Here is a 9,699-nt window from a genome sequence, read left to right as displayed (position 1 = left end):
ACTGCTGCGCCACCTTGATCACGTGCCCACCGAAATCCCGAGAGTAAACGCGAATTCGGAACAGTTTACAAGCCCCTTGTGTAACTCATTGAATGTAAAAGCTTTTCCGGAGGTTTCTCATCCAGGGGTGGAAATGTGTATAACGAAATGGCCTAATACTATAGGAAACGAGGGGGTATTTGAGGATGTTGGTTTTCACGCTATCGGGAATCAGTTCCACGGCCCCATGAATCGATTGAATGTCTTCCCAGGTAGTGGTCGATCCATTGCCGTGAGCGATGGTGAGGTAATGAAAAACCTTAATCTGAGCAGATACAAGGTAGATTTCGAGAACCCGGTTGCCAACCTTATCCATAAAACTGGACAACCAGTTCCAATTCGGTTCGAGATAATTTACAATAAGAGCAATATGACCAGCAGGCCGGATGCATTCAAGGCAAGTTACCAACAGGCTGATGGTAATTGAAGAGAAGTGCTTTTAGAAATAAGGCGGGAGGATAATTATGGCTTTTCAGAATCATGGTGAACTCGTGAATCAGGCAGTGCAGGGTCTTGCCGATACTGCGCCGTCGGATTGGAGAAAGATCGTTTTCTATTTGGAATTTTTAGAGGATGAGGAAATTGGATTAAGAAATAAATATACGGGAAGAGTTTTCGGCGGGGAAAATTTCGACGTTCCGTTGAGTAATTATGGAATTGGTGGTTCCCTGGAAACTTTTGAACCCATCGAGGAAATTTACTTGAATGCGGCTCAAAATGGCGATAGATGGACCGGGATACTTTTGACGCTCTTCTCCGATGGGCAGTTCAAGTGTCGCTTCTATTATGAAAATTCGCCTCTTCTGTATGGGGACGATGATATGTTGGAGAAAATTATTTCTGAGGGAGTTAGCGATTCGCCTCGCTAAACCTAATGGCCTGCTTTATTGATCGCCATTTCGCACGGTCATTGCGTGGGGCAACAATCCTGTCAAACTGACAGGGCGTTGAAAAAGTGGCCTAGTCCTTCGGGTTTTATCGCCCGAAGCACCAGTTTTTCGGGTTGGAACCCGCATTCTGCCTAGGAACTGGTTTCTAGCCGTCTTTTAGGCTGTTTTTTGGTACTTTTCAGCGCTTCCCGCCCCCTCTGGACGGATTTATCCCACCACGGCCGACAAACGCCAGCCAAAGATGGTCGCCGTGCGAGTCAGGTTGTACGTAACGAAGGTGAACCTGGTCTGCGCGCGCACCTTGGCCAGGCCGACGAAGCGCGCCTTACGCAGCCCGCCGATGGTCTTGCTCCAGCCGAAGATCTCCTCGACCAGCTTTCGTTTCTTAATACTGACGGCCAAGAGTAAAGCGATTCCCCAAAAAGGGGCTGAAGTATGTCCCATTGCAATAAGCAGGATGGTTGACCACCCCGGCTGACTTCAAATTAAATGTAAAAATGCAAGAAATCTGCGATCTGTATTTACTCGATGCCGTGCCCGGTTCGTCCAGCCTGTTGCAGCGCTTGCACATATTCGATCCGGCTGCGCGGTTTGACCGGAGCCAGACCTACGTCGGCTACCTTGGCTTGAATCTCAAGCGCATAACGGTGGTCGCGATTCTGACCCATTTCAGGACCAACGGCGTCAGGGGCCTGAATATTCCGGTCAGGTACCGCACCGACCTGATGCCCGCAGAGGAAGCACGCTTGTATGCCGACATTCATATGGAGGAGCGTGGCGGCCGGGTGATGGGGCCGAGACGTAGCGTCAATCCGATGCTGTGGCATTTCCAGGTTCATGACCCCGCCGAGAGTTCGCTGGAGCCACGCGAAGGCGGCGGCAATATGACGGTCGATGCGCTCGACGGTCATATCTGGACCGCCGACGAGTCGATCGAATACGGATACGACTACAATAACTTGTTGTAGGCACGATGCACGAGCTCACCGCGCGATGGCTTGCCATGCATCGCGCCGGCGTGAATGGCGATCGGTTGGCTCAGAACCCCTCGACCGCGATGGTCGTATGAAAGACCCGCGGCGGCGCGCTGAAAAAGCCGCCCACCAGCCGCCGCCATTCCTGGAAGTCGTCGCTCTCGCGAAAGTGCACCATATGGTCGTCAATGGTTTCCCACTCCACGAACAGCATGTAGCTTCCCGGCTCTTCGGCCGAGCGTTCCAGGCGCATGCCATGGCACCCCTTGGCGCGCTTGAACAGCGCCACCGCTTGCTGCACGCCTGCTTCGAACCGCTGCTCCGTTCCCTCGGCGACCTTCAATTCCGCGACTTCCCTGAACATGTTTTCTCCTGTTGATGCCGGCCTTTGCCAGCGTGCCCATATTCTATCGGCTCGCACCCAGGTCTGCCTGCTGCTAAGATGCGCTAACGGAGGAGCCATGACAAAGCACATCGATTACGCATCCCAGGAGGCCTGGATCAAAGCCTGGCGCTTCGCCGCCGTGGCGCACGCACAGCAGAAATTCCCCGGCACCGAGATGCCCTACCTGGTCCATCTGGGCATGGTCGGCATGGAGCTTCTGGCCGCCCATGCGCAGGAGCCGATCGACGGCATCGGCGTGGCCATGACCTGCGCCATCCTGCACGACGCAATGGAAGACCAGGAGGTCGCGCACGCCACCCTGGTGGCCGAATTCGGCCCGGCAGTGGCAGATGGCGTGGCCGCCTTGTCGAAGGCGCCCGGCCTGTCGAAAGCCGACGCCATGGCCGACAGCCTGGCAAGAATCGTGCAGCAGCCCAAGGGCATCTGGTGCGTCAAGTTGGCCGACCGTATCTGCAACCTGGAAGCGCCACCGCATTACTGGCCGCCCGAGAAGGTCAGCGCCTACGGCAAGGAAGCATGCCTGATCCTGGACACCCTGGGAGCGGCGCACGGATATTTGGCCCAGCGCCTGGCCGCCAAGATCGCCGCCTATCCCGCCTAGCGCCCGCGCGCCAGGTTATCGGCCAGCATATTGCAGAACATCGCACCCTGTTCGATGGCGTCGTCGAGCGCCACATGCGTGTGGGGCAGGGGATCGAACCAGTGTTCGGGCATGTTGCGCTTGGTGCTGTCGCGGTAGCCGCGCTTGAGCACCGCCATGGCGTACGACTTGATGTCGAGCGCCGAATGGCTGAACGGGCTTTCGCCGGTAAACCGGATCAGGTACCAGTACACGAACAGGAAATCGAAGCCGGCGGGGTAGGCCACGAACACCGGTTTGCCGGGCAGCGACTTGACCCATGCCAGATAGCGCTGCATGGCCGCCTGCGGCGTTTCCGGATTCGCGCGGCAAGCGGCCCAGGCCTCGGGCTGGGTCAGCCACCAGGCGGCGGTGTCCGGGTGCGCCGTCGCTTCCGGCAGGCATTCCAGGTTGGCGCTGAAGGTGGAGATGCAGGTCTTGTCGGCCAGGTAGGCGGCCGACCCGATACTGAGCATCGAATGCGGACCCGGAATCGGGCCGTCGGTTTCGACATCGGTGCTGATGTAGATTTCTTGCTTCATTTCCCCTCGCCCTGCACGGCGCTGCCCAAGGTTGCCGACGGCGCCGGCGCGCCCGGACCAGTCATGCACATGATCCGGTCCGGGCGCGTTCTCACGGCAGCGTAATGGTGAGGTTGGCGGCGCGCGGCGCCAGCTTGACCACGTCGTTGTAGGCGCTCATGCGTTCATCGGTGCTCTTGTTGAGGGACGTGCGCAGCCCGACGTAGCCGAGAATGCAAATGAGCCCGAACACCGAGCACAGGACCCACAGCGGCAAGTCGCTGCGCAGCTTGTGCACGATCTGGTCGGGACGGTCGGCGTGCGGCGCAAAGCCGCCGCGGCGGCCCTTCATGTTGGCGATTTCGTCGCCCAGGCGCGCGGTCAGGTAGTTCAGCTTTTCCGACCCTTCCAGGATGTAGCGGCCCTGGAAGCCCAGCAGCAGGCACATATGGAATACTTCCAGCGCCTGCAAATGGGTGCTGCCGCGCGTGCGCAGCGATTCGAGGCGGTGATAGAAGTTCTCGCCGGCCAGCTGGTCGCCGAACAGCACCAGTTGCAGCGGGCGCCGTTCCCACTCGTCGCGGATCGAAAAATTCGAGCGCAGGATGATTTCGTCGACCGCCGCGCAGAACGCGTACTTGGAGGCGTCGATGTCGTCGGCCGAGGCGCCTTGCTTCTTGGCGCCGCGCGTGAAATCTTCGAGGAACTGGGTGGTCTTGCGCTGGAAATCGGTGTTGTTCTGCGGCCCGCTGCCGTTCTTGAGCATGAACAGCGCGTAAAAGCCTTCGTACATCAGGTCGAGCAGCGTTTGCGGGGTCGCTCCCGCGGCGGGCGCAACGGGCCCGCCAGCCATCAGGGAGGGTGCGGTGGTAGTCATCTGGGCAATCCTTGGGTCAGGAGGTTACGGCAATCAGTTCCAGGGACAGCTCGCGCAAGCCTTCGGGAACATAAATCGAAATCGACTGCGCCTGCATCATGCGTTCGTACATCTGGCCTTTGGCCTCGATCGTGAAGTAGACCGTGTCGGGACGCACCGGCACCGCCGGCGGCACCTGCGGCGCGTGCTGCAGGCGCACGCCCGGCATGGCCGAGAGCACGAACTTCTCGACGTCGTCGGGGGCGCCGATCTTGAAGCGCAGCGGCACCACTTCGACCAGCTCGATGGCCGCCAGGTTGGCCGACACCGCCAGGTAGAACACGGTCTTGTCGTCGATCTTGCCGGACTCCAGCGAACCCAGATAGTAGGACGGCTTGATCAGATCGAGCGCAATGGCGAAGTACTTCGACGATATTACAGTGTCGAGCAGGTCGCGGATGATCATGTTCAGTTTCGCGAAGGCCGGTCCCGGATCGGCATGCTGGTAGGGCGGCAGGTCGGCCAGGGTCCAGCTCTTGGAGAACGTCATCAGGGCGCCCGCCACGCCCAGCTGGGCTTCGTACAGGCGCTCCGGATGCAGCGCCGGATGATGGAAGTAGTGCGTCAGCGAGGCATACGCGCTGCTGGCCGTGTGCAGCAGCCAGAACGAGGACATGTCGCCGGAACGGAACTCGATCACGTTCTTGCTCGGTTCGCGGTGGTGCCCGTACAGGGCGCTGACCTTGGCCTGCAAGGCGTCGATCAGGCGGCGCAGCTGCAGGAACAGGATCGGGGCGCTGCGCACCGACATGCTTGGCGGCACGAATCCCGGGTCCATCTCGAACCCGCCGGTGGCCACGCGGCGCAGGCGCAGCAGCGGGAAGTGGGTGTACGAATCGCGCGGCTCGAACTCGGAAATGAGACGCACGCTCTTGGTCAGGTAGGTCAGCTGGGCTTGCGCGGCCTGGGTGTACAGGTCGGGCGTGTCGGCGTTGGACTGGACGAAGCGGGCCGCGTTGGCAGTCTGGCCGAGCGGCGCGAAGTTGCCGCCGAACGGCTTGAAGGCGGGCAGGGCGGCGTAGAACGTGACGGTCTGCTGCGATTGCAGCAACTGGCTCAGGTCGACCGTCTCGGGCAGCGCATCGGCGCCCGGCGCGTCGACCAGCTCGCCATCCTGGAAGCGCAGCGACAGTTCCAGCACGCGCAAGGCATTGTTGGCCAGCGCATCGCGGTCGACCTGCAACTGGTTCACGCCCCAGGCGTAGGGATGGACTGCCTTGACGCTCTCGTTGAGGCGGTGCTCGTGGTACTGGTCCTGCTGCTGGAAATGCTGGGGGCGCAGGAACAATCCTTCACCCCAGAGGACTTTACTTGACATGCTGTTGGCACCCTTCGGAAAATTTTGCGCGAATTTGAAAAACTAATTAGCGGAACAATAACATTTATGAGAAGATTTGTCTGCCGTTCCTAATGTAACGTGCGCGCTTACTACAAAGTGAGAATGTGTGATTTTCAATTGAACGCTGTTAAATTTCAAACTCTGCTAACGTTGTTTCAGTAATAAGTGTTACAATATACACATTACTTTTTTGTCACCGCTTCTGAGGATACCGCATGACCACTTTTTCCGATTTCAAGTACCTGTGCGGCGTCCTTGCCTGCGCCGCGGCATTGACCGGCTGCGAGACCACCAAGCCTGTGGTGGCCAAGGGCCCTCCGCCGCTGGCCGAGCTGCTCAACCAGGGTACCCAGGCCTCGGCCGCCGGACGCAAGGAAGAGGCGATCGGCTACTGGAAGCAGGCCACCGCCGCCTACACGGGCGACAAGGCGCCATGGGTAAAGATTGCCCAGAGCCGCTACGACTCCGGCCAGCATGGCGAAGCGATCGTCGCTGCGCAGGAAGTGTTGTTGCGTGATCCCAACGACAAGACCGCCAGCGCCATTATCGCCGCGGCCGGCCTGCGTAGTGTGAATAACGCGCTCGGCAACCTGAATCGCCAGAGCGCGCTGGTCGGGCAAGTGCGCGCCGATTCCCAGGAGCAGATCAAGCTGTTGCGCGACAACATGGGCGACACCGCCCCGGTCGCCCCGATCCGCCGGTCCCAGCCCGAGAAGAGTGCGGTCAAGGCAGTCAAGGACAATAACCCGCTCACGTCGCTCAAAGACACTCCCAAGGCCGAGAACGACAAACCGGCCATCAAGCTCCGGGAACCGGAGTCGAAAAGTCCGTTCGAGGCTCTCAACAATCTCAGGGATTCAGGCAAGTAGGCTGCACGACCCGCTCACACATCATGTAGAAGGAATTACCATGTCAAAGAAACAAAGTGTCCAGAAGAAGCTGCAAAAAGTGCGGCCGCCACGCATCCAGATGACCTATGACGTCGAAATCGGCGACGCCATCGAAAGCAAGGAACTGCCCTTCGTGATGGGTGTGGTGGGCGATTTCGGCGGCACTTCCGAAGTCGAGAAGAAACGCCTGAAAGACCGCAATTTCGTCGGCATCGACCGCGACAATTTCGATGAAGTCATGAAGGGGATCGAACCGCGCGCCGCTTACCGCGTGCAGAACACCCTGACCGGCGAAGGCGGCAAGTTCGCCGTCGACCTCAAGTTCCGTTCGATGGAAGATTTCCGTCCGGAGTCGGTGGTCCAGCAAGTCGAACCGCTGCGCAAACTGCTCGAAGCGCGCACCAAGCTGGCCGACCTGCGCAACAAGCTGGCCGGCAACGACAAGCTCGAAGACATCCTCGCCGACGTGCTCACCAACACCGAGAAACTGGCCCAGCTCGGCCAGCAAGCTACCAAGAAAGACTAACCATGTCCGCTCAACTGAACCAAGCCGCCGGCGCCGCCGCCGCGACCCATGAAACGGCCCTGCTCGACCAGATCGTCGAGCAGAGCAAGGTGGCTAAATCGAGCGTCGAGCACGCCCGCGCCAAGGACCTGATTTCGGAACTGGTGCACCAGGTGATGGACGGCACGGTGATCGTGTCGGACAACCTGTCGGCCACCATCGACGCCCGCGTCGCCGAACTGGACCGCATTATTTCGGACCAGCTTTCGGCCGTGATGCACTCGCCCGAATTCCAGAAGCTCGAAAGCAGCTGGACCGGCCTGCATTACTTGGTGAAGAACACCTCGACCAGCACCACGCTCAAGATCAAGATGTTCAACGCGACCAAGCGCGAGCTGGTCAAGGACTTCCAGACCGCCATCGAGTTCGACCAGAGCGCGATGTTCAAGAAAGTCTACGAAGAAGAATTCGGCACCTTCGGCGGCGCACCGTTCGGCTCGCTCCTGGGCGACTACCAGATCACGCGCCAGCCGGAAGACATGTATTTCGTCGAGCAGATGTCGCACATCGCCGCCGCCGCCCACGCGCCGTTCATCACCTCGGCCTCGCCCGAGCTGTTCGGCCTGGAAAGCTACAGCGAACTGGGCCGTCCGCGCGACCTGGCCAAGATTTTTGACACGGTCGAATACGCCAAATGGAAATCGTTCCGCGAATCGGAAGACTCGCGCTATGTCGGCATCACCCTGCCGCGCTTCCTGGGGCGCCTGCCGTTCCACCCGGCCGATGGCGCCACCACCGAAGGCTTCAACTTCGTCGAAGACGTGGACGGCACCGACCACCACAAATACCTGTGGTGCAACGCGGCCTACGCTTTCGCCACCAAGCTGACCGGGGCGTTCGACGACTTCGGCTGGTGCGCGGCGATCCGCGGCGTCGAAGGCGGCGGCCTGGTCGAAGACCTGCCGACCCACACCTTCAAGACCGATGAAGGCGAAGTGGCGCTCAAGTGCCCGGCCGAAATCGCGATCACCGACCGCCGTGAAAAAGAGCTGTCCGACCTGGGCTTCATCTCCCTGGTGCACTGCAAGAACACCGACTACGCGGCCTTCTTCGGCGCCCAGTCGGCCCAGAAAGCGAAGAAATACAACACCGATTCGGCCAACGCCAACGCGTCCCTGTCGGCCCAGCTGCAATACATCTTCGCCGTCTCGCGGATTGCCCACTACATGAAGGCAATGATGCGCGACAAGATCGGTAGTTTTGCCGCCGCATCGAACGTCGAAGACCACCTGAACCGCTGGTTGACCCAGTACGTGTTGCTGGACGATAACGCGAGCCAGGCCCAGAAGGCCCAGTTCCCGTTGCGCGAAGCATCGGTGCAAGTGTCGGAAGTACCGGGCCGTCCGGGCGTGTACCGCGCCGTGTCGTTCCTGCGTCCTCACTTCCAGCTCGACGAGTTGTCGGTGTCCCTGCGTCTGGTCGCGGAACTGCCACCATCGACCAAATCGTAAGCCGAAGCCTTAGTCCCTACAAACCAACGAAAGGAATATCATGGCAATCGACGTCTACCTCCAACTCGACGGCATCAAGGGCGAGTCGACCGACTCGTCGCATAAAGACTGGATCGAGTGCCAGTCGGTCAGCTGGGAAGTGCTGCAGCCGAAATCGGCGACCGCATCGACCGGCGGCGGCCATACCGCCGAACGTACCGAGCACCGCGACATTGTGATCGCCAAGCTGGCCGACCTGGCCACCCCGCTGCTGCTGCAGAACTGCTCGTCGGGTAAAACCCTGGGCAAGGCCAAGATCGAGTTCCTGCGCGCCGATGGCCAGGGCGACCGCATCAAGTATTTCGAAATCGATCTCGACAACGTGATCATTTCGAGCGTCGCGCCGACCGTGTCGCAGGGCGACATCCTGACCGAAAGCCTGTCGCTCAAGTATTCCAAGGTCAAATGGAAATACACGCAGCAAAAAATCGGCGGCGGTGCGGGCGGTAATACCTCCGGCGGCTGGGATCTGGCGACCAATAAAACGGCATAAAGCAGCATCAAGGCAACATAAAGCAACATTAAGTAGCATAACGCGTAGCAATGTATCGGGGTACCAATGAAGGGTTTTACGCCAGGTTTGTTTGACCGGTTGATGGATGTGCCGGTCAATGGTTCCTCCAGCGGCACAGTCACCCGGATGTCGATCGAGGACTTGAAGGACTCGGTCGCACGCGATCTCGAGGCGCTGCTCAACACGCGCACCGTGATCCCGGAACTGCTGCTGCAACGGTACCCCGAATGCGGGCGCTCGATCGTCACGTTCGGCCTGAACGATTTTGCCGGCCGTTCGCTCTCGAGCACCGACGACCGGGCCTACATCTGCCAGTGTCTCGAAAAAGCCATTGCGCGCCATGAGCCGCGCCTGCGCAACGTCAAGGCCTCGCTGGAAATCCAGGAAGAGTCGGTCAACCGCCTCAATTTCGCCATTACGGCACTGCTGGTCGTGAGCAGTTCCCAGGAACCCGTCAATTTCGACGCCATCTTGCAGCCATCGAGCCTGCACTACACCATCAGCAAGGCGCGCCGCGCTATCGGGGGAGCCTGAGT

General features: G+C 59.6%; 14 protein-coding genes. 9 read left to right on the top strand and 5 right to left on the bottom strand.

Annotated elements, in window-relative coordinates; translation table 11 throughout:
* Both F1609_RS34320 and F1609_RS26790 read left to right on the top strand, forming a co-directional pair.
* The coding region (locus F1609_RS34320; protein WP_206752974.1) for a hypothetical protein at positions 1 to 466 on the top strand (466 nt) is incomplete at its 5' end.
* 37 nt (positions 467 to 503) lie between these two features.
* Entirely contained in the window at positions 504 to 908 is a 405-nt protein-coding gene (locus tag F1609_RS26790) for a hypothetical protein (protein ID WP_167079753.1), read from the top strand.
* Between the two features lie 228 nt (positions 909 to 1,136).
* Here F1609_RS26790 and F1609_RS35120 read toward each other — a convergent pair whose 3' ends face one another.
* Positions 1,137 to 1,331, bottom strand: a complete 195-nt coding sequence (locus F1609_RS35120; RefSeq protein WP_167079750.1) for a transposase — start codon at positions 1,329 to 1,331, stop codon at positions 1,137 to 1,139.
* Positions 1,332 to 1,390: 59 nt separating this feature from the next.
* On the opposite strand from F1609_RS35120, the gene F1609_RS26780 reads away from it, so the two are divergent.
* Positions 1,391 to 1,897: a hypothetical protein gene (locus tag F1609_RS26780; protein ID WP_167079748.1), complete on the top strand. Its 507-nt coding sequence runs from the start codon at positions 1,391 to 1,393 to the stop codon at positions 1,895 to 1,897.
* A 70-nt stretch (positions 1,898 to 1,967) separates the two neighbouring features.
* Here the strand turns inward: F1609_RS26780 and F1609_RS26775 are convergent, their stop codons facing one another.
* On the bottom strand, positions 1,968 to 2,267 hold the full coding sequence (locus F1609_RS26775; protein ID WP_167079746.1) for an antibiotic biosynthesis monooxygenase family protein: 300 nt from the start codon (positions 2,265 to 2,267) through the stop codon (positions 1,968 to 1,970).
* A 97-nt stretch (positions 2,268 to 2,364) separates the two neighbouring features.
* On the opposite strand from F1609_RS26775, the gene F1609_RS26770 reads away from it, so the two are divergent.
* Positions 2,365 to 2,910, top strand: coding sequence for an HD domain-containing protein (locus F1609_RS26770; RefSeq protein ID WP_167079744.1), 546 nt, complete (start codon positions 2,365 to 2,367; stop codon positions 2,908 to 2,910).
* On the opposite strand, the gene F1609_RS26765 is transcribed toward F1609_RS26770, so the two are convergent.
* The 3 genes from F1609_RS26765 to tssK all read right to left on the bottom strand — a co-directional run bounded on the left by F1609_RS26765 (position 2,907) and on the right by tssK (position 5,683).
* Positions 2,907 to 3,470, bottom strand: a complete 564-nt coding sequence (locus tag F1609_RS26765; protein ID WP_167079742.1) for a 3'-5' exonuclease family protein — start codon at positions 3,468 to 3,470, stop codon at positions 2,907 to 2,909. The genes F1609_RS26770 and F1609_RS26765 overlap by 4 nt on opposite strands.
* Before the next feature lie 91 nt (positions 3,471 to 3,561).
* Entirely contained in the window at positions 3,562 to 4,326 is a 765-nt protein-coding gene (icmH, locus tag F1609_RS26760) for a type IVB secretion system protein IcmH/DotU (RefSeq protein ID WP_167079740.1), read from the bottom strand.
* A 16-nt stretch (positions 4,327 to 4,342) separates the two neighbouring features.
* Positions 4,343 to 5,683: a type VI secretion system baseplate subunit TssK gene (gene tssK, locus F1609_RS26755; RefSeq protein WP_167079738.1), complete on the bottom strand. Its 1,341-nt coding sequence runs from the start codon at positions 5,681 to 5,683 to the stop codon at positions 4,343 to 4,345.
* A gap of 236 nt (positions 5,684 to 5,919) precedes the next feature.
* Between tssK and F1609_RS26750 the strand changes: the two genes are divergently transcribed.
* The 5 genes from F1609_RS26750 to tssE all read left to right on the top strand — a co-directional run bounded on the left by F1609_RS26750 (position 5,920) and on the right by tssE (position 9,697).
* Positions 5,920 to 6,573: an outer membrane protein assembly factor BamD gene (locus F1609_RS26750; protein ID WP_167079736.1), complete on the top strand. Its 654-nt coding sequence runs from the start codon at positions 5,920 to 5,922 to the stop codon at positions 6,571 to 6,573.
* A 40-nt stretch (positions 6,574 to 6,613) separates the two neighbouring features.
* Complete coding sequence (tssB, locus tag F1609_RS26745) at positions 6,614 to 7,120, top strand: type VI secretion system contractile sheath small subunit (protein ID WP_166875647.1); 507 nt, start codon at positions 6,614 to 6,616, stop codon at positions 7,118 to 7,120.
* Positions 7,121 to 7,122: 2 nt separating this feature from the next.
* The gene (gene tssC / locus F1609_RS26740; RefSeq protein WP_167079734.1) at positions 7,123 to 8,610 is read left to right on the top strand and encodes a type VI secretion system contractile sheath large subunit; all 1,488 of its coding nucleotides are present in this window, start codon (positions 7,123 to 7,125) and stop codon (positions 8,608 to 8,610) included.
* 40 nt (positions 8,611 to 8,650) lie between these two features.
* Positions 8,651 to 9,142, top strand: a complete 492-nt coding sequence (locus F1609_RS26735; RefSeq protein ID WP_167079732.1) for an Hcp family type VI secretion system effector — start codon at positions 8,651 to 8,653, stop codon at positions 9,140 to 9,142.
* A 66-nt stretch (positions 9,143 to 9,208) separates the two neighbouring features.
* Entirely contained in the window at positions 9,209 to 9,697 is a 489-nt protein-coding gene (gene tssE / locus F1609_RS26730; protein ID WP_167079730.1) for a type VI secretion system baseplate subunit TssE, read from the top strand.
* Positions 9,698 to 9,699: the final 2 nt, after the last annotated feature.

The organism is Massilia aquatica, assembly GCF_011682045.1.
In the GTDB taxonomy this organism is placed as follows: domain Bacteria; phylum Pseudomonadota; class Gammaproteobacteria; order Burkholderiales; family Burkholderiaceae_D; genus Telluria_A; species Telluria_A aquatica.
The sequence above is the reverse complement of the archived record's forward strand: the minus strand, read 5'-3'. Positions and strand labels throughout refer to the sequence as shown.

Bases quoted from the DNA above. Each gene is read 5' to 3' on its own strand.
- F1609_RS26735 (WP_167079732.1), top strand. From the start codon at position 8,651: ATGGCAATCGACGTCTACCTCCAACTCGACGGCATCAAGGGCGAGTCG.
- F1609_RS26765 (WP_167079742.1), bottom strand. From the start codon at position 3,470: ATGAAGCAAGAAATCTACATCAGCACCGATGTCGAAACCGACGGCCCG.
- tssB (WP_166875647.1), top strand. From the start codon at position 6,614: ATGTCAAAGAAACAAAGTGTCCAGAAGAAGCTGCAAAAAGTGCGGCCG.
- F1609_RS26775 (WP_167079746.1), bottom strand. From the start codon at position 2,267: ATGTTCAGGGAAGTCGCGGAATTGAAGGTCGCCGAGGGAACGGAGCAG.
- tssE (WP_167079730.1), top strand. From the start codon at position 9,209: ATGAAGGGTTTTACGCCAGGTTTGTTTGACCGGTTGATGGATGTGCCG.
- F1609_RS26770 (WP_167079744.1), top strand. From the start codon at position 2,365: ATGACAAAGCACATCGATTACGCATCCCAGGAGGCCTGGATCAAAGCC.
- tssC (WP_167079734.1), top strand. From the start codon at position 7,123: ATGTCCGCTCAACTGAACCAAGCCGCCGGCGCCGCCGCCGCGACCCAT.
- F1609_RS26750 (WP_167079736.1), top strand. From the start codon at position 5,920: ATGACCACTTTTTCCGATTTCAAGTACCTGTGCGGCGTCCTTGCCTGC.
- F1609_RS26790 (WP_167079753.1), top strand. From the start codon at position 504: ATGGCTTTTCAGAATCATGGTGAACTCGTGAATCAGGCAGTGCAGGGT.
- tssK (WP_167079738.1), bottom strand. From the start codon at position 5,683: ATGTCAAGTAAAGTCCTCTGGGGTGAAGGATTGTTCCTGCGCCCCCAG.
- icmH (WP_167079740.1), bottom strand. From the start codon at position 4,326: ATGACTACCACCGCACCCTCCCTGATGGCTGGCGGGCCCGTTGCGCCC.